The 17,625-nt window shown below is 68.4% G+C and carries 15 protein-coding genes; 2 read left to right on the top strand and 13 right to left on the bottom strand.

Going from position 1 to position 17,625, the window contains the following annotated elements:
* Positions 1-36 precede the first annotated feature (36 nt).
* Both IB259_RS07085 and sodC read left to right on the top strand, forming a co-directional pair.
* A complete protein-coding gene (locus tag IB259_RS07085) occupies positions 37-1,356 on the top strand; it encodes a DUF445 domain-containing protein (RefSeq protein ID WP_082401160.1) in 1,320 nt (439 codons plus the stop codon).
* Between the two features lie 532 nt (positions 1,357-1,888).
* On the top strand, positions 1,889-2,413 hold the full coding sequence (gene sodC / locus IB259_RS07080; RefSeq protein WP_054456408.1) for a superoxide dismutase family protein: 525 nt from the start codon (positions 1,889-1,891) through the stop codon (positions 2,411-2,413).
* 12 nt (positions 2,414-2,425) lie between these two features.
* On the opposite strand, the gene IB259_RS07075 is transcribed toward sodC, so the two are convergent.
* From IB259_RS07075 to hutH, 13 genes are all read right to left on the bottom strand, one after another.
* The gene (locus tag IB259_RS07075; RefSeq protein ID WP_192328174.1) at positions 2,426-3,049 is read right to left on the bottom strand and encodes a glutathione S-transferase family protein; all 624 of its coding nucleotides are present in this window, start codon (positions 3,047-3,049) and stop codon (positions 2,426-2,428) included.
* Positions 3,050-3,143: 94 nt separating this feature from the next.
* Entirely contained in the window at positions 3,144-4,364 is a 1,221-nt protein-coding gene (locus tag IB259_RS07070) for an MFS transporter (protein WP_175181289.1), read from the bottom strand.
* A 108-nt stretch (positions 4,365-4,472) separates the two neighbouring features.
* Complete coding sequence (gene map / locus IB259_RS07065; RefSeq protein ID WP_054456411.1) at positions 4,473-5,264, bottom strand: type I methionyl aminopeptidase; 792 nt, start codon at positions 5,262-5,264, stop codon at positions 4,473-4,475.
* Positions 5,265-5,510: a ParD-like family protein gene (locus tag IB259_RS07060; protein WP_054456412.1), complete on the bottom strand. Its 246-nt coding sequence runs from the start codon at positions 5,508-5,510 to the stop codon at positions 5,265-5,267.
* 80 nt (positions 5,511-5,590) lie between these two features.
* Positions 5,591-6,241 carry a DUF2894 domain-containing protein gene (locus tag IB259_RS07055; RefSeq protein WP_175162920.1) on the bottom strand — a complete coding sequence of 217 codons (651 nt, stop codon included), beginning with the start codon at positions 6,239-6,241 and terminating at the stop codon, positions 5,591-5,593.
* Positions 6,231-6,881, bottom strand: a complete 651-nt coding sequence (locus tag IB259_RS07050) for an OmpA family protein (protein ID WP_054456414.1) — start codon at positions 6,879-6,881, stop codon at positions 6,231-6,233. Before IB259_RS07050 ends, IB259_RS07055 begins: the two co-directional genes overlap by 11 nt.
* A complete protein-coding gene (locus IB259_RS07045; RefSeq protein WP_192328171.1) occupies positions 6,878-10,567 on the bottom strand; it encodes a DUF802 domain-containing protein in 3,690 nt (1,229 codons plus the stop codon). The genes IB259_RS07050 and IB259_RS07045 overlap by 4 nt, the downstream gene beginning before the upstream one ends.
* A 10-nt stretch (positions 10,568-10,577) precedes the next feature.
* The gene (locus IB259_RS07040) at positions 10,578-11,405 is read right to left on the bottom strand and encodes a DUF3348 domain-containing protein (protein ID WP_119449397.1); all 828 of its coding nucleotides are present in this window, start codon (positions 11,403-11,405) and stop codon (positions 10,578-10,580) included.
* A gap of 129 nt (positions 11,406-11,534) precedes the next feature.
* Positions 11,535-12,464, bottom strand: coding sequence for a LysR family transcriptional regulator (locus tag IB259_RS07035; protein WP_192328168.1), 930 nt, complete (start codon positions 12,462-12,464; stop codon positions 11,535-11,537).
* 198 nt (positions 12,465-12,662) lie between these two features.
* On the bottom strand, positions 12,663-13,481 hold the full coding sequence (locus IB259_RS07030) for a phosphate/phosphite/phosphonate ABC transporter substrate-binding protein (RefSeq protein WP_192328165.1): 819 nt from the start codon (positions 13,479-13,481) through the stop codon (positions 12,663-12,665).
* A 10-nt stretch (positions 13,482-13,491) separates the two neighbouring features.
* Positions 13,492-14,496 (bottom strand): ornithine cyclodeaminase family protein, encoded by a 1,005-nt coding sequence (locus IB259_RS07025; RefSeq protein WP_054456417.1) that lies wholly within the window; start codon positions 14,494-14,496, stop codon positions 13,492-13,494.
* Between the two features lie 14 nt (positions 14,497-14,510).
* Positions 14,511-15,494 (bottom strand): tripartite tricarboxylate transporter substrate binding protein, encoded by a 984-nt coding sequence (locus IB259_RS07020; RefSeq protein WP_192328162.1) that lies wholly within the window; start codon positions 15,492-15,494, stop codon positions 14,511-14,513.
* A 42-nt stretch (positions 15,495-15,536) separates the two neighbouring features.
* Positions 15,537-17,234, bottom strand: a complete 1,698-nt coding sequence (gene hutH / locus IB259_RS07015; protein ID WP_370528691.1) for a histidine ammonia-lyase — start codon at positions 17,232-17,234, stop codon at positions 15,537-15,539.
* Positions 17,235-17,625 lie beyond the last annotated feature (391 nt).

The raw sequence follows: 17,625 nt of genomic DNA, 5'->3' as shown, positions 1-17,625 counted from the left end.
AATTGTTATGCTGGGTCTGTCGTTTCCGGAGACCCCATGACAGAGATGCCCCGTTCCGCCGCCACGCATTCCGCGCTGGCTTCCGAAGCGCGCCGCACGCAGTTGCGGCGCATGAAGATCGCCGCGCTGGCGCTGTTGGTGGCGATGGTCTGCGGTTTCATCACCAGTCACGTCATGGGCGGGCAGGGCGCCTGGGCCTGGGTGCGGGCGTTCTGTGAGGCCGCCACGGTGGGCGCTCTGGCCGACTGGTTCGCGGTGGTGGCGCTGTTCCGCCGGCCGATGGGGCTGCCGATTCCGCATACGGCCATCATTCCCAGCAACAAGGACCGCATCGGGGACAACCTGGCGGTGTTCGTGCGCGACCATTTCCTGGATCCGGACACGCTGATGGAGAAGCTGCGGGTGTTCGATCCCGCGGCGCGCCTGGCGCGCTGGCTGGGGCGCCCGCGGCAGGCGCGGGCCTTGAGCGAGGGGGCGCGCAATGTGGCCTTGCAGACGCTGGACCTGCTGGACGACCGGGCGGTGCGCGGGGTGATCCAGGAGTTCGTGGTGAAGAACCTGCGGCGCTGGGACGCGGCGGATACGGCGGGCGAGGTGCTGGGCTTGTTGACGCGTGACGGGCGGCATCAGGAGCTGCTGGACGCGGCGCTGGAGCGGCTGGGCGGCTATCTGGGCGACGAGGACGTGAAGGCGCGGGCCTCGAGCTTGCTGGTGAAGTTCGCGAAGAAGGAATGGCCGCGCATCATTGCGGCGGTGGACGTGGTGAAGTCGGTGGACGGAATTGCCGACAATCTGGCGGACCGGCTGGCGCGGGCGCTGGTGGAGGAACTGCGGGACGTGCTGTCCGAGCCTGGGCATCCGGTGCGGCGGGATTATGAAGCCTGGGTGCAGGATTACATCCGGCGGCTGAAGGATGATCCGGCCTTGTCGGCGCAGGTGGAGGCGCTGAAGCAGCGGGCGATCGATCATCCGAAGGTGCAGGAGTACGTGCAGGGGCTGTGGGACGATATCCATGCGGCGCTGAGGCGCGATCTGTCATCGGAGGATTCGGCGCTGGCGCGGCATCTGGAGAGCGCATTGCTGGCCTTGGGGCGCAAGCTGGGGGAGGATCCGGGGTTGCGGGAGGCGATCAACAATCACGTGCTGGGCGGGGCGCGGAGGTTGACGGGGCGCTTGCGTAGCGGGGTCACGGAGCACATTTCCCGCACGGTGAAGAATTGGGATGAACGGCATCTGGTGGATGAGCTGGAACTTAGCGTGGGGAAGGATCTGCAGTACATACGGTTCAATGGCACCTTGGTGGGCGGGTTGATAGGGGTGGCACTGCACGCGGTCGTGTTGCTGGTTCGAGGGTGATGCGATTGCCGTATGGGATGGCTGTTGAGGATTCGGCTGCTGTTTTCTGCGCTTCGTAGGCCGCCCGTCGGCGCGGGCGCCTGGGTGGCGAGCGCCCACGATTGCGGTCCGGAGCCTTCGCTCCGGACTGCCCCGTCGTCATCTTCGTCCAGGCCTGCGGCCTTCCCTTCAGATTCCCTCGGGCGCATCGAGGTTGCTCGCCACCCAGGCGCCCGCGCCGACGGGCTACGTGCGTACAGATTTGATGCGCCGCTAGAGCCGGGTTCGGTTCCGAGTCTTGCGATGCCCGTCAATTGCGGCCGTCCGGACGGCCGCAATTGACGTACGTCGGGCGTGTCGTCGGGGTTTTGCGCGCTCGCGCGAATGTGGCGGGATGGCTCTTTTTTGCAAGATCTGCGTTTGTATCAGGAACGAAGATTGCTGGCAGACGCCCTGACCCAAATGCTATTGTTTTTTCCGGCATGGCCGGCACGGTCCGTCCATGCACCACCGGGCGTCCGCGGGCTGCGGGCGCGTATCTTGGAGGCACCCCATGAAGAAAATCTCGATGCTGGTCGCGGCGCTTGCGTTCGCAGGCGCGTCTGGCGCGGCGCTGGCGGAAGACGTGTCGATGTCGTTCCTGAGCGTGGACGGCGTGGGCAAGAGCGCTGGCACGATCACGCTCAAGGACACCAAAGGCGGGCTGCAGCTTACGCCGCATCTGAAGGGCCTGCCGCCCGGCGAGCACGGCTTCCATGTGCATGAGAAGGGTTCGTGCGAGCCTGGCATGGTGAACAACCAGATGGCGGCTGGCGGCGCGGCGGGCGGGCATTTCGATCCCAAGGGCACCAAGGCGCACAAGGGGCCGATGGCGACTGACGGGCATCAGGGCGATCTGCCGTTCATCGTGGTCGCTGCCGACGGCACGGCGACGAAGGCGGTGGTGGCGCCGCATCTGAAGCTGGCCGATGTGAAGGGCCGCGCGGTGATGGTGCACGTGGGCGGCGACAACTACAGCGATACGCCGGCGCCGCTGGGCGGCGGGGGCGGCCGGCTGGTTTGCGGCGTGGTGAAGTAGCCGCTTGGGCGGTCAGGCCGTGCCGTTGCGGCCGTACAGACGGTAGCCTGCGCGTTCGGCGAGGCGGTCGTAGTACGCGGCGACGGCCGGCAATCGCGGCTTGTCGAAGGGCGTGCTGAACCAGCGGTTCACCGACAGGCCGACCGGTATGTCGGCCAGCGAGAACGCGGGGCCGGCGACGTAGCCGCCGGCCTGTTCCAGGCGCCGGTCCAGTATCGCCATGAAGCTCGCCCATTCGCGGCAGGACGCTTCGATCGCGGCGCGGTCGCGGTGGGCGGGAGATTCGCGCACCAGGGCCATGAAGGCGTAGCTCCAGGAACGATTCAGGTCGGTGGCCTGCCAGTCCATCCATTGGTCGACGCGGGCGCGCAGCCTGGGTTCGGCGGGGTACAGGTCCAGCCCGCCGTATTGCGCGGCCAGGTAGCGGATGATGCTGTTGGACTCCCACAGCACGAAATCGCCGTCCTGGATGACCGGCACCATCGCGTTCGGATTCAGCGCCAGGAAGGCGGGCTCGTTGGTGGGTTGGAACCCGGAGCCCCAATCTTCGCGCTCGAAAGGCAGGTCCAGTTCGGCGCAGGCCCAGAGTACCTTGCGCACGTTGATGGATGAGGCTTTACCCAGGATCTTCAGCATCTTGCCGCCGCCGTGTTGACTGACCGGGGCAGTCTAGCGGGCGGCGGCGGGCGCGCACAGATACAGATTGCCGGTTTTGCGTGCGCAACAGCGTTCAATAGGCGCCGGCTTCGGGCTGGGTGCGCAGGCGCAGCACCGGCGAGGTATACAGCACCACGAATTGCACGGCAAAGCCGGCGGTCGATACCCACAGGCAGGCTTCGACGCCGGCGCGGGCGGCAAGCGCGGCGCCGATCAGCGCGCCAACCGGGCGGGCGCCGAAGGTGGCGGTCAGGATGACGGCGGACACGCGGCCCAGCAGGGCGTTGGGGGTGATTGCCTGGCGCAGCGTGGTGGTGGTGATGGTCCAGAGGATGGGACCCGCACCGAACAGGAAGAAGCCCGCTGCCGCCCACGCGCCGGACGGAAACGCCAGCGTGGAGAGCAGGATGGCGCTTGCGATCAGCGCGGCCAGAGGGCCGGCGGCGATCATGCCGCCGAAGCTCAGCCGCTGTGCGAGCCAGGGCGCGAGCAAGGCGCCGGCCACCATGCCGCCGCCATACACGCCCAGCGTCAGGCCGACGGCCGTGGCCGACAGGCCCAGCCGTTCGATGGCGTAGGCCACGTAGATGGCCTGCAGCACGAACCAGGCGGTATTGAAGAATACGGCGGTCACCAGCACCGGGCGCAGCAGCGGATGCGTGAGGACGAACGCCGCGCCCTCGCGCAGTTCCTCCAGCACGCGGCGGCGCGGCGCTGGGCCGGGAGTGTCGTGGGGCAGGCCGGCCAGCAGCAGGGCCGCCAGCAGCGACAGCACGGTGGCCAGCACATAGGCCGAGGGCGCGCCCATCCAGCCAACCAGCGCGCCGCCGGCGGCTGGCCCTGCGGAAAAGGCGGTGCTGCGGGCCAGTTCCAGCCAGCGGTTGGCGCTGGCCAGTCCGGCGGGCGGGACCAGCCGCGGCACCAGCGCCGGCGCGGCCACGTTGTAGGCGACCGTGCCGACCGCGCCCAGGAATCCCAGCGCGGCCAGCCAGCCCAGGTTCAGTCCGCCCGTGGCCAGCAGCGCCAGCAGGCCCAGCAGGCTGGCGGCGCGCACGCATTCGGCGGCGGTCATCAGGGCGCGCCGTGACATCCGGTCGGCCAGCACGCCGGCAGGCAGGGACAGCAGCAGGAAGGGCAGGGTCTGGGCCGTCTGCAGATAGCCCGTCTCGGCAGCGCTGGCGCCCAGCGCCAGCACCGCGACCAACGGGGCGGCCGCAAGCGCCATCTGTTCGGAGAATTGGGCGGCCAGGTTGGAGGCGGCCAGGCGGCGGAACGCTGAGGGCAGGGCGGGCATGGGGCGCGGACGGCGGAAACGACAAGGGCACGATCATGATCGTGCCCTTGTCCTCCGGCACTCCGTTCCTTGCCATGGGCAAGGCGCGCGCGCCGCTTCGCCTGTTTCTCAGGGGATGGGCGGATAGTCGCCGAAGCCGTCCGGCCAAGGCGTCAGCACTTCATAGCCGGTCTCGGTCACGACCACCATGTGCTCCCATTGCGCCGACAGCGAGCGGTCCTTGGTGACCACGGTCCAGCCGTCGGGCAGTTGCTTGGTCTGGGGCTTGCCGGCGTTGATCATGGGTTCGATGGTGAACATCATGCCGGGCTGCAGCACCATGCCTTCGCCGGGGCGGCCGTAGTGCAGCACTTGCGGATCGTCGTGATAGATCTGGCCGATGCCGTGGCCGCAGTACTCCCGCACGATGCTGAAGTGCTCGCGGTGCGCCACGGTCTGAATGGCGTGGCCGATATCGCCCAGCGTCGCGCCGGGCTTGACGGCCATGATGCCGGCGCGCATGGCTTCGTAGGTGGTGTTGACCAGGCGCCGCGCCAGCGGGCTGGGCTGGCCCACGTAGTACATGCGGCTGGTGTCCCCGAACCAGCCGTCCTTGATCACGGCCACGTCGATGTTGAGGATGTCGCCGTTCTTCAACACCTTGGCCGACGGGATGCCATGGCAGATCACGTGGTTGGCCGAGGCGCAGATGGTCTTGGGAAAGCCGTGGTAGCCGACGTTGGCGGGTATCGCCTTCTGGACGTTGACGATGTAGTCGTGGCAGATGCGGTCCAGCTCATCGGTGGTGACGCCGGGGCGGACGTGCTCGGCAATCATGTGCAGCACTTCCGCCGCCATGGCGCCGGCCTTGCGGGCCATTTCGATGTCGGCGGCGGACTTGATGGAAACCTTCTTCGCCATTTACGCGGCCTCCTGCTGGGCTGGCTGTGGCAAGCCTTGGGACAAGGATGCGATGGCGAAGCCCTCGGCCTGTTCGATGCGGATCAGCAATTGGCAGATGTCGGCGTGGCGCAGTTCGGGGTAGAGCTCGGACAGCATGCCGATGCGCATCCAGTGTTCGGCCTGGGAATTGATGGAGCGGCTGAGCGCGCCGCTGGCGACGCGGAGGTTCTCATGCATCTGCTCGGAGATCTTGACGATGCCCATGGAGTTAATGATCCATATATGGTTTGTATATGGATCGTATCTTACCGCCGATGGGCGGCAGGGCGCAAATTGGGAGGGGGCTAGCGGCCCTTGCCGCGCGCCGTCTTCTTGGCGCCGGCGCGGGGCGCGGCCTCCTTGGGCGGGGGCGCGATGGCGGCGTGCACCTGCTCCATCCACATCAGCGCGTCGGTGTACGACAGGAACTGCTGCAGATAGCCGGGCGACACTTCGCGCATCAGCGACAGCGCGCGGTGCACCAGCTGATTGGAGTTGAGCGGGCCGGCGTTCTTGTGCACCTGCTCCTGCGACTGCCGCACCTGGCGGTCGGCGCTGACCCGCGACCAGACGCCGCGGAAGTACTCCAGCGTTTGCAGTTCGGGATAGGTGGCGCGAAGGTCTGTGGCGCCGCGCGCGTCGGTGCCGGGATCGGCGATGTACGCGGTCAGCGCCGCCAACGGTCCGGGTTCGGGGAGGGCGGCAGCGGGCGCGGGGAGGTTTTCGGCCGCATCCGCGGGCGCGCCGTCCAGTTCGGCCTCGTAGGCCTGGATCAGCGTTGCCAGCTTGCCGTCCAGCAGCCTGCGGGCTTCGCCGCCCTGGGCGGCTGCGCGCCGTTGCAGCGCGTCCATGAACTGGAAGCGGACAGGATCCACACGGTCGGCGCCAGCCTCGCGCCAGGCGTCCAGCATGGCCCGGGCGTCGATGATTTCGCCGCGGGTGCCGTCACTGGCCATGCGAGGTCCCGGCGTCGCTGGAGGGCTTGGGGATGGGCGCGATTTCGACCCGGCGGTTCTTGGACCGGCCGTCCTCATCCGCGTTGGAGGCCACCGGCTGTTCGGAACCGAAGGCCGCGGCGAATACGGCCGACGAAGGCACGCCCTCGTCGATCAGCGCGCGCGTCACCGTCAGGGCGCGCTGCGCCGACAGGTCCCAGTTGTCGGCGAAGCGCCGGTTGCCTTCGCGCACCTGCTGGTCGTCGGTGTAGCCGCTGACCATCAGGATCTCGTTGTGCGACTTCAGATAGGCAGACAGGGGTTCGATCAGGCTTTTCAGGACTTCACGGCCCTCGGGCTGCAGTTGGTCCGAGTTCAGGGCGAACAGGACGCTGCCGCTGATGCCGATGCGGCCGTCGATCAGGGTCACGCGGCCGGCGGCCAGCGGACCCGCCAGCGCCTGCTCCAGCGTTTCGCGGCGCTGGGTTTCGACCTGGCGCTGCTTGACCTCTTCCTCCAGCTGGGTGGACAGTTGCAGCTGCACGGCGACGACGCTCACCAGGATCAGGACGAATGCGCCCAGCAGCACCGACATCAGGTCGCCGAAGACGGCCCAGGCCGGGACTGTGGGCTCCACGCCGCCGTCGATGTCCTCGCTCATGCCGCTTCCGCTCCGGCCGTCGCGCGCTGGATGGCCAACTGCTGCAGGTTCTCGATGATCTGCTTCTGCGACACCATGCTCAGGTCCACCACTTCACGGGCCTGCGCGACGTAGTAGGCGAGCTGTTCGTCGCCGCGCGCGATGGATTTGTCCAGCGCCGCTTCGATGCGTTGCAGGTGCGTGACCAGCTTGTCGTTGGATTCGCCGAAGAGCTGCACCGCAGTACCGAAGGATTCGCCCAGGCTGGCCACTTCGGCGGCCCCGCTGGCGACCTGCGCGGCCACCTCGGCCAGCTTGCCGGTTTCGGCCTGCGCCTGTTCGGTGAACTGCGTGCCGACGCGGTCCAGCAGCTCCGCCGACGAAGATACCAGCGCGTCCACGGCCGTGCGTTGCTCGGCGGCGGTGTGGTTGACGGCGTCCAGCAGGGTGCCCAGGGTTTCCAGCAGGCGGTTGCGTTCTTCCAGCATGTCGTTGTCGCGCTCCATGCTGTCGGAGAGCTTCTGGCGCAGTTCGCCGATGACTTCGGCGGCGGCGCGCGGCGCCTCGGAGGCGGCCTGCACCAGGCGGCCGATCTCGGCGATGGTGTCGTTGGCGGACGCCTGGGTCTGCGCGCTGATGTCCTGCGCCGTGATGGCCAGCGTGTCGCAGATCTGCTGCTGCTGGTTGGCGGTGTAGGAACTGGTCTGTTCCCATTCGGTGCGCAGCGAGTCGGCGATCGTGCCGAGCTTGCCGGTCCAGACTTCCAGGCGCGCTTCGTCCTCGGCGGCGAGCGCATTCTGCAGGTCCGTCTGCGATTGCTCCAGCGTTTGCAGCAGGGCGGCGGCGTGTTGTTCGAATGCCGCGGCGGCGGCTTCCAGCGCCTGCTGGTTGTCGCCGGCCAGCTTGGCGTTGGCTTGCTCCTGGCGTGCCTGCGCCTCGGTCCAGGCCTGGGTGACGCTGCCGGCCGCCGTTTCCAGACGGGTCGACACGTTTTCCAGCAGGTCGGCCTGAGCCTGGGTCTGAGCCGTGATGTCGCGCGCGGTCTGGGCCAGCGTGTCGTTGACTTCCAACTGGCGCAGGGCGGCCTGGGTGCCGGCCTGTTCCCATTCCTGGCCGAGCTTGGCGGCCATGGCGGTGAGCGTGCCGGTCCAGGCGGTCAGGCGTTCCTGGTCGCGAGAGGCCAGCGCGGCCTGCAATTCGGCATGCGACTGATCCAGCGTTTGCAGCAGGGCGGCGGAATGCTGTTCGAAGGCGGCGGCGGCGGTTTCCAGCGCTTGCTGGGTGTCGCCGGCCAGTTTGGCGTTGGCCTGCTCCTGGCGCGCCTGCGCCTCGGTCCAGGCCTGGGTGACGCCGGTAGCCGCCGTTTCCAGGCGAGTCGATACGCTTTCCAGCAAGCCCGCCTGGGCCTGGGTTTGCGCCGAAACGTCGCGCGCGGTCTGGGCCAGGGTGTCGTTGACTTCCAGCTGGCGCAGGGCGGCCTGGGTGCCGGCCTGTTCCCATTCCTGGCCGAGCTTGGCGGCCATGGCGGTGAGGGTGCCGGTCCAGGCAGCCAGGCGTTCCTGGTCGCGTGAGGCCAGCGCGGCCTGCAATTCGGCGTGCGACTGGTTCAGCGTTTGCAGCAGGGCCGCGGAATGCTGTTCGAAGGTGGCGGCGGCGGTTTCCAGCGCTTGCTGGTTGTCGCCGGCCAGCTTGGCGTTGGCCTGTTCCTGGCGGGCTTGCGCCTCGGTCCAGGCCTGGGTGACGCTGCCTGCCGCCGTTTCCAGGCGGGCCGATACGCTTTCCAGCATGCCGGCCTGGGCCTGCGTCTGGGCGGCGATGTCGCGCGCGGTCTGGGCCAGCGTATCGCTGGCGGCCTGTTGGCGGGCCACGGCGTCGGCGCCAGCCTGCTGCCATTCCTGGCTCAGCGTGGCGGCCATGGCGGTGAGCGTGCCGGTCCAGGCGGCCAGGCGTTCCTGGTCGCGCGAGGCCAGCGCGGCCTGCAATTGCGTATGCGACTGGTCCAGCGTCTGCAGCAGGGCCGCGGAATGCTGTTCGAACGTGGCGGCCGCGGCGGCCAGGGCCTCGCGGTTGTCGCCTGCCAGCTTTTCGCCAGCCCGTTCCTGGCGTGCCAGCGCGGTGGCCCATTGTTCCGAGACGCCGTTGGCGGCCGCTTCCATGCGGGTGGACACGCCTTCCAGCAGCCGGGCCTGGACTTCGGCCTGCGCGGTGATGTCGCGCACGGTCTGCGCCAGCGTGGCGCTGATGGCTTCCTGGCGTTCGGCGGCCTGCGCGCCGGACTGTTCCCATTCCTGGCGCAGCGTGGCGCCCATGGCGCCCAGGGTGTCGGTCCAGGCGGCCAGGCGCTGCTGGTCGCGCGAGGCCAGCTCGGACTGCAGCAAGGTGTGCGATTGGTTCAGCGTGCGCAAGAGCGAGGCCGAATGCTGTTCGAAGCTGGCCGCGGCCGCGGTCAGGGCCTGCAGATTGTCGCCCGCCAGTTTTTCGCTGGCCTGCTCCTGACGCGACAGCGCCTGGGTCCAGGCTTGCGACATGCTGCCCGACGATTCCTCCAGGCGCGAGGACACGCTGTCCAGCAGGGCGGCCGAGCGCTGTTCGAAGGTCTGGGCGAAGTGGTCGAGCGAGGCGCGCAGGTCCTGGGACAGGGCCTCGCTGGCGCGCTGCTGGCCGGCCAGGGCCTGGTTCCAGATGCCGGCGACATTGCTGGTGGTGGCCTGGAAGCCCGAGGTCAGTCCTTCCAGTTGGCGCTGCACGGCTTGCGTCACGGTGTCCTGCAGGGAAGCGGTTTCGCGCGACAGGCTGGCCATCGTCGCTTCCACCACGGGTTGCAGGGCGGCGCCGGCCGAGCGCGCGCTTTGCGACACGCTTTCCTTCATGGACTGTTCCATGACGGCGGCCAGGCGCGAATAGGCCGCCTCGGCCTTGCCCTGGAACGCGTCCTGGCTGGCCATGTGGCGGTCGCTCAGGGCCTGGTTCTGGCGGGCCATGTCGCTCATCATGGCTTGCAGCTTGTCCACCAGGGTAGGCATGGCTTCCGCCTGGCGCTGCATGACTTCAGCCTGGCGTTGCAGCAGCTTGAAGGATTCCTCGCGCTGATAGCCCTGCGAGTACACGCGCAGCGTGGTCGCGGCCTTGCTGTCCAGCAGTTGCGCGGCGCGCACGCGTTCGCGGCGGCACAGGGCTGCCAGCAGGCCCAGCATGGCGGAGCTGGCCACGCCGGCGATCGAGGTGCCGAAGGCAAAGCCCAGGCCCTTGACCGGCGCGGCGAGCGAGGCGCGGATGGCGGCCAGATCGGTGGCGCTTTCCAGCGCCAGGCCAGTGCCGCGCAGGGTCACGACCATGCCCAGGAAAGTGCCCAGCATGCCCAGCAGCACCAGCAGGCCGACCAGGTACGGCGTCAGCGCCGGTCCGGGCAGGCCCGCGCGCTCGCCTTCGATGCGCAGCCGCGCGGCGTTGCGCAGGCCCGGCGGCAACTGGTCCAGCCAGGATCCCAGATTGCCGGGCGCTTCGGACAGGCCCGAGAGCGCGCGCGTCAACGAGGATGTCGCCTGCTGGTAGCGCAGCAGTTCCAGCGCGCCGGCCAGGTAACAGACGGCTATCAGCAAGGTCACGGCCAGCGCCAGCGGGTTGGTGCCCGCATAGCCCACGCCGATCCAGCCCACGACGGCCAGACCCGCCAAGAAAACTACGAGATTAGTCAGATATTTGGACATAGTGTCCCGGTTAGCTGGCGCGAAGGGTGGCAAGCAGCCCTTCGACCGGTTGTAAACGAACATCCAATTCGGCAAGCAGCACGCTGCGCATGTCTTTGCGGAACGTGTCCAGCCAGGCGCCCGGCGTTATTGATGCCGTCGCCGGAGCGGGCGCCGCGCCCGTCTCGACCGCGGCATCGCCTTGCGCCTCGGCTTCGGTTTCGCCTTGCGCTTGCGCCAATGCGGCAGCCTCGGCCAGGGCCGCGGCCTCCGCGTCGCGCAGGCGCTCGAAATGGCCTTGCAGCAATTTCGGAATCGCGCCGAACAGCGCGCGTTCCTTGGGCAGCAGGGCGCGGTCCATGATGGCGTCGACCACCGCCAGTCGCGTCATTTCGCCGTTCTTGGCTGCGACCATGCCGCGCAGCCGGCTGCGCAAATTGCCCACGGCGGTTTCCATCGTGTGCTGCAACGACAGATAGCGCTGGCGAAAATTCGCGTAATCGGCGTCGGCCTCGGCCAGCGCCGCCAGTTGCTTGGCGGGCGCGGGCGCTTGTCCCGGCGTGCGCCGCTTGGCGGCCGTGGCCGCGGTGTCGCTGGCGATGGCGTCGGCCAGCGTGGTCCGCACGCGTTCGCACTCGCGCTCTTCGGCGCTGCTGAACATGCGGGCGCCGGGGGCGATCACCGGCGGGCTGGTATTCAGCGCCGCGGAGAGCGCGATCGCGTCCGTCCAGCCGAGCCATTGGCTCAGATGGTCCGAGAGCGATTGCCTGGATTGCGGAACATCGACATCCGTCAGGCGAGTCAGCAAGCGAATGAGCGTCGGGCCGCTTAAACCTGTGCGCTGTGGGGCCTGCAACATACCACCAGAGTCAAAAAGGGGGGAGTTTACACGGTGGAGGGCGGCGCCAGGGGCGGGGGACGGGCGGCAAGGGCGTGCCGCCCGAAAAAAGAGGGTCGCATCATCTGCCGATGCAATATTGTGACGGGGTTATGCCACCCGGCGAATCCGGAGTTCTGGCGCCAGGCCATGCGCCGGATTGTCCAGGTAGTCCGCCAGAAAATCGATGAGGTACCGGGTCCGGGCGGGCAGCAAGCGGGTTTCGGTCACGGCGTGGACCTCGATCGGCCCCAGGCTCCAGGCCGGCAGCACGCGCGCCAGCTCGCCCGAGCGCAGCCGGCCGCTTTCGTCGCCGCCCAGCGCCGCGATGCCGGCGCCCAACACGGCAAGCTGCCTGGCCATGCAGGCGTCGTTGGCGCCGTAGCGGTGCTCCACCGGAACCAGCAACTGCTCGCGGCCGCGCTGTAGCGGCCAGGGCGCGGGCTGCCCGCCGCCGGCGCGCAGGCCGATGCAGTCATGGCGCGCCAGGTCCGCGGGGCTGGCAGGCATGCCGCGGGCGGCCAGGTAGGCGGGCGAGGCGTACAGGCCGGCATGGACCACGCCCAGGCGGCGCGCCACCAGCGACGAGTCGGGCAGTTCGCCCAGGCGGATCGAGACGTCGCCGATCTCGGGCGGGTGCTCGGCGAACTCGGGTCCGGCCACGCTCATCTGGAGCCGGATATCCGGGTAGCGGCTGCCGAATGCCACCAGGGCGGGCATCAAGGCGTCCAGCGCATACGCCGCGGGCAGCTGGACGCGCAGCGGCCCGCTGGGAAGTTCCAGTTGCTCGCGCAGTTCCTCGTGGGCGATCTCGGCTTCTGCCACGATGCGGCGGCAGCGTTCGAAGTACAGCCGCCCGGCATCGGTCAGCTCCACGCGGCGCGTGTTGCGGCTGAGCAGCCGCAGGCCCACCGAGCGTTCCAGTTCGGCCACGTGGCGCGACACCGTGGAGGTGGGCATGCCGAGCGTCGCGGCGGCCCGGCTGAAGCTATGCGCCTTCGCCACTTCGGCGAACAATTCCATGCCTTGCAGGCGTTTCATGAGTGCATCTCCCGCGCGGTCCGGACGGATCAGCGCCATGTTCCATTGCTTGATGTGCGTGTTGCCGGCAGCCCAGGGAAGGCCAGCCGTCGCAGGAGGGCATTGTCGGCACGGGGTTTTAATAATTCTTTAAAGCGCCGCCGTGCCAGGGGAAAGAGGCAGTCCGCCCCGCCTGGAATGGCGGGGCCTGCGCCGGTTTCAGCGTATCTCGGGATAGCCTGCCTTCACGGCGGCTTGCGCCATGTCGCCCAGGACAGAGTAGGCGGCCGGATCCGGGCGGGCGAAGCGCGCGACATGCGCCGCGCGCAATAGCGGCTGGTGCGCCGGATTCTCGTGCATGGCAAGCAGGGCATCCGACAGGGCCTGCGTGGCGGCCGGGGCCACGTCGGGTCCGGACACCAGGAGGGGATTCGGCGTCCATGGCGTATACGCCAGCGTGCGCAGTCCGGCCAGCGCGGCCGGATCGTGCGCGCGCAGCAGATCCAGGTACCAACTGTCGGCCGCGGTCAGGTCGATCTCGCCGTCAGCCAGCGCGCGCAGCAGGCCCCGCGGGTTGCCATAAGGCCCCTTGGACGCTGCGAACAGTGAGCCGCCAGCCGCGGCCAGCCCGGCCAGCGCCGCGCGCGGCGCATTCCAGCCCGATTGGGAGTCACGCACCATCCAGCCATAGTGGCTGCCGGCCGCATCAGCCAGCGAGGACCAGCCGCAGTCGGCGCGCACCAGGAACTCGCTGCGATAGCGCGGCAGGCCTTCGTAGGCCGGCCAGTCCGGCACCACCGCAGCGACCGCCGCAAAGGCCCGGCCCGCCTGCAGCGCGTTGACGTAGGGCCAGCCGCAAATGAAGACGCCGCACAGGCCGGGCCGTTCCCAGAGTTCGCCGATGGGCGTGGGCCAGCCGTGCTCGACGAAGCGCACCTCCAGTCCGGCGCTGGCGTGCGCGGCCTGCAGCAGCGCATGCCAGGCAGCCCGCGCCGCGGGCGCCACGTCGTACATGCGCGTCGAAGTAATGAGATCCATGGCGCTGCGCCTATGCAAATTTCAAGGTCTGGCCCAGGCCCATATTGCGGGCCTTTTCCAGCATGGCGTGGCCCAGCGCAATATCGGTGGTGGACAGGCCGCGGTGCCAGAACAGGATGGTTTCGTCATCGCGCTCGCGACCCGGCTTCAGGCCCGCCACGATCTGGCCCAGTTCGGCGTGCAGGTTTTCTTCCGTGATGCGGTCGCTGTCGACGTGGGCGCGCAGCGCGCCATAGGGCAGCCCCTTGCGGCATTGGCCCCAGTCATCGACCACCACCTTGCTCATGATGTCGGTCAGGCTCAGTTCCACCGCGCTCATGGTGCCGTAGGGCATGACCAGGGCGCCGGGCTTGATCCATTCGGTCTTGAGCAGCGGCGTGGGTTCAGGCAGGCGCGAGGCTTCGACCACGATGTCGGCGCCGCGCACGCAGGATTCCCAGTCATTGACGACCTTCACCGGTTTGCCCAGGTCGCGCGACAGGCGCTCGCCAAAGGCCTGCTGGCTTTCCGGCCGGCGCGAGTGCACGCGGATTTCGTCAAAGTCGTAAAGGCTGTCGAGCAGCCGCACGTTCCAATAGGAAGTGCCGCGCGACCCGATATGCCCCAGCACCTTGCTGTTCTTGCGCGCCAGGTACTTGGCGCCCAGCGCGGTGACGGCGCCGGTGCGCATGTCGGTGATGGCGGTCGCGTCGACCACGGCCAACGGCTTGCCGTTGACCGGATCGAACAGATTGAGCAGGGCCATCTCCGAAGGCAGGCCGACTTTGTAGTTGTCGACGAAGTCGCTGACCACCTTCACGCCCGCGACGTGCAGCGGCTCGATGTAGCCGCGCAGCACATTGAAGTGCCCTTTGGCGGAAGACTCCGGCACCAGGTGCATGCGGGGTTCGATGACGGTCTTGCCGCGTCCCTGGGCGTCCAGCGCGCTTTGCACCGCGGCCAGGATTTCCGCATCGGTCAGCGCCAGCGCGCGCACGTCAGGGCCGTTCAAATAGGTGATGTCTATGGATTGCATGATGTCTCCTCTGTTTATTGGATGGGCTGGATGCCGGCCTGCTTGACGATGGCCGCCCACTTTGCGGTTTCCTGCTGGATCGCCTGGGTGAAATCCGCGCGGTTCGAGCCGGCGGGCTCCACGCCCAGGCCGGCGAACTTCTGGCGCACGGACTCCTTTTGCAGCACGGCGGCAATGTCGGCCTGCAACTGGTCGAGGATAGCGGGCGGCACCTTGGCCGGCGCGACGATGCCGTACCAGGACGTCACGTCAAAGCCCGGATAGCCGCTCTCGGCTACCGTGGGCACGTCCTTCAGTTGCGGCAGGCGTTGCGGACCGGCCACCGCCAGCGCGCGCAGCTTGCCGGATTGGATATGCGGCAGTACGGTGGATACGCCGGCGAACATCATGTCCACGTTGCCCGCCACCACGTCGTTGACTGCGGCAGCCATGGCGTTGTAGGGGATGTGGCGCGTGACGATGTCGGCCGACTGGTTCAGCAGTTCGCCCGCCAGGTGGGCCCCGCTACCGGGGCCGGGCGAGGAATAGTTGAGCTTGTCCGGATGCTGGCGCGCATAGGCCACCAGTTCGGTGAAGCTCTTGACCGGTACCTTGTCGTTGACCACCAGCACATTGGGCGAGGTGGCCAGCATGGTCACCGGCGCGAAGTCCTTTGCGGTGTTGAACGGCAACTTGGTATAGAGCAGCGGGTTCACGGTCAGGTTGCCCGCCGGCGCCAGGGCCAGCGTATAGCCGTCCGGATTGGCGCGGGCGACAAAGTCCATGCCGATGTTGCCGGAGGCGCCGACCTTGTTTTCGATGATGACCGGCACGCCCCATTTGCTGTTGAGTTCCTGGCCGACGATGCGGGGCAGCGCATCGGCGATGCCGCCCGCGCCAAACGGCACGACGATGGTGACGGGCCTGGCGGGATACTTGCCTTCGGCGGCTGCCGCAGGCAGTGGCAGCGCGGCGGCCAGCAGGGCGCTGCTCAGGCACAGCGCAAGGTACTTTTTCATGGTCATTCCCCTTGTTGTGTGGTTCAGGCCGCGGCGTGGCGCTTACTGCGCCGCGCCGCGCTCCTGGTTCAGAAACCGGTCGGCGCGCGCGATGTCGTCGGCCAGCCTTCTGTCCTGCGAAAGAAACGGCACTTCCTGCCGGAAGGCCGCCAGCACCTCGCCGGTCCCTTTGCCCACCGGACGCCGCGGTTCCGCGCGCGTGCGCAGATCCACGGCCTGCGCCGCATGGATCAGTTCTATGCCCAGCAGCGTGCGCAGGCGCGCGGCCTGCTGGCCCACGCGCTGCGCCGCCAGCGGGCCGTTGGTGGCCACGTCTTCGATGTTGCCGGCGACCGCCAGCGCATCGGACGAGACGGGCTGCGACAGCGTCCGGATTTCGGTCGCCAGGAGCGACACGGGCTTCTGTATCGTGGTGTAGGCCAGCGTCGTGTCATTGGGCGACAGAAAGCGCGGCAGCTTGGTGAAGGCCGGGTCGCCCATGCGCAGCACGCGTTGCGCCGAAGACTGGGCCACCTGGGCCAGCGCCACGCCCACCGACTGCAGCGGCACCACCCAGGCGGTGGGATCGAAGCCGGCGCTGGGCAGCACCGCGCCGCGCAGCTTGCCCTGCGTCACGTAGTAGCGGGTTTCCTGCGGCGTGGCGCCCGGTGGCGGCGAGACATCCAGCGCCACGGTCGGGTTGTCATCAGAACTGTTGATCTGCACCAGCAGTTGCGCGTCCAGCTGGCGCAGCGTTTCGCGGGCTGCGCCATGGACCTGGCTCACGGTGCGGAAGCTCAGGGGATCCTGCAACGGCCGCTGTTCATCCGTCTGCCACAGCGCGCTGCCTTCGAGCAGCGACAGGATGCGCCGGGCCACCTGCTGCTGCGCCGGATATGGACGCTGACCCTGGGTGGCGGGCAGCAAGGGTGCAATATTGCCGTTCAGGCCTTCGAGCGACAGGGCCGCCACCTCATCGGCGCGGTCCAGCACCCGGCTGGCGTCGTGCGCGGCCAGGATGGCAAGGGCCGCGCCATAGGCGTTGGAACTCAACAAGGACAGCGAATCCTTGGCGTAGGGCTGGATCGGCGCCAGGCCTGCCTGGCGCATGGCCTCGGCTGCCGGCAGGCGCTTGCCGCCGGTTTCCACCATGCCTTCACCCATCATGGCCAGGCCGATCTGCGGCAGGATCGTGATGTCGGCCTGGCCGACCGAGCCTTGGCCCAAGACCACCGGCGTCAAGCCCTTGTTGAGAAAGTCGGCGTACTGGCGCACCAGCGGCGGACTCATGCCGGTGCCGCCCGCCAGCGCGGTATTCAACCGTATCAGCATGGCGGCGCGTACCGTGTCCGTCGCCGCCGGCTCGCCATAGGCCACGGTGTGCGACAGCAGCATGCGATGGTTGAAGGCCGCCGACAAGGCGCGGGCCTCGTCCGACAGCGTGTCGCCGGAGAAGATGGTCTGGTCCTTGTTCTGACCCACGCCACGATTCAGGCCGTACACGGGCTGCCCCAGGCGGCCGTATTCCAGCAGCAAGTCGTGCGAGCGGGCCACGCGCTGCCACGCAGTTTCGGTGGGCGCCACGGGCTGGCCGTCGCGCGCCACGGCGACCACGTCCGCGGTGGTAAGCGAGCGCCCGTCCAGCGCCAGGGGCGCCTTGCGGGCCGCGGCGCGCGCTTCGGCGGTAGTGGCCGGCGCGGCGGCTGCGGCCGTTGTGGCTGACCACGCGGGCGCGGCAGCAAGGGCCGTGGCCAGTGCCAATAGCAGCGGACCTGCGCATTTGTGTGTAAAGCCTCTGAAAACGCGAACTTCAACTGCCGGAAGATGACGCATCACTGCTCCTGGGAGGGAGGGAAGTAGAGGGACTGCAGCGTGAGTTAGGGGCGGATCCGGGGCCGACGGATGGCGCGTACTTGAAGGCGAGAGGGTGGCGCCCAGGTGCGGTGCGGCGGGTGGCGCTCTTGGCGCGTTCCGAGGATGCGGTGTCAGCGGGATTTATTTAACTCGTATATACAAGTACAGTCAAGCATATGCTAATGACGGTATAGCCAGTAAGAGGGACGTAGCCAGACTGCGCCAGCGTCGACGGGGGGCGCTTGCTAAAATCCGCCGCTCTGGTCCATCGCCCGCTCCGCGCTTTCCGCAAGGGGCT

The organism is Achromobacter sp. ACM04, assembly GCF_014851465.1.
GTDB lineage: Bacteria > Pseudomonadota > Gammaproteobacteria > Burkholderiales > Burkholderiaceae_B > Achromobacter > Achromobacter aegrifaciens.
The sequence above is the reverse complement of the archived record's forward strand: the minus strand, read 5'-3'. Positions and strand labels throughout refer to the sequence as shown.

Coding starts and splice junctions, on each gene's coding strand:
- IB259_RS07030 (WP_192328165.1), bottom strand. CDS start 13,481: ATGGATCTCATTACTTCGACGCGCATGTACGACGTGGCGCCCGCGGCG.
- IB259_RS07055 (WP_175162920.1), bottom strand. CDS start 6,241: ATGGCCAGTGACGGCACCCGCGGCGAAATCATCGACGCCCGGGCCATG.
- IB259_RS07075 (WP_192328174.1), bottom strand. CDS start 3,049: ATGCTGAAGATCCTGGGTAAAGCCTCATCCATCAACGTGCGCAAGGTA.
- IB259_RS07040 (WP_119449397.1), bottom strand. CDS start 11,405: ATGTTGCAGGCCCCACAGCGCACAGGTTTAAGCGGCCCGACGCTCATT.
- IB259_RS07070 (WP_175181289.1), bottom strand. CDS start 4,364: ATGCCCGCCCTGCCCTCAGCGTTCCGCCGCCTGGCCGCCTCCAACCTG.
- sodC (WP_054456408.1), top strand. CDS start 1,889: ATGAAGAAAATCTCGATGCTGGTCGCGGCGCTTGCGTTCGCAGGCGCG.
- IB259_RS07050 (WP_054456414.1), bottom strand. CDS start 6,881: ATGAGCGAGGACATCGACGGCGGCGTGGAGCCCACAGTCCCGGCCTGG.
- IB259_RS07035 (WP_192328168.1), bottom strand. CDS start 12,464: ATGAAACGCCTGCAAGGCATGGAATTGTTCGCCGAAGTGGCGAAGGCG.
- IB259_RS07085 (WP_082401160.1), top strand. CDS start 37: ATGACAGAGATGCCCCGTTCCGCCGCCACGCATTCCGCGCTGGCTTCC.
- IB259_RS07020 (WP_192328162.1), bottom strand. CDS start 15,494: ATGAAAAAGTACCTTGCGCTGTGCCTGAGCAGCGCCCTGCTGGCCGCC.
- map (WP_054456411.1), bottom strand. CDS start 5,264: ATGGCGAAGAAGGTTTCCATCAAGTCCGCCGCCGACATCGAAATGGCC.
- IB259_RS07045 (WP_192328171.1), bottom strand. CDS start 10,567: ATGTCCAAATATCTGACTAATCTCGTAGTTTTCTTGGCGGGTCTGGCC.
- IB259_RS07025 (WP_054456417.1), bottom strand. CDS start 14,496: ATGCAATCCATAGACATCACCTATTTGAACGGCCCTGACGTGCGCGCG.
- IB259_RS07060 (WP_054456412.1), bottom strand. CDS start 5,510: ATGGGCATCGTCAAGATCTCCGAGCAGATGCATGAGAACCTCCGCGTC.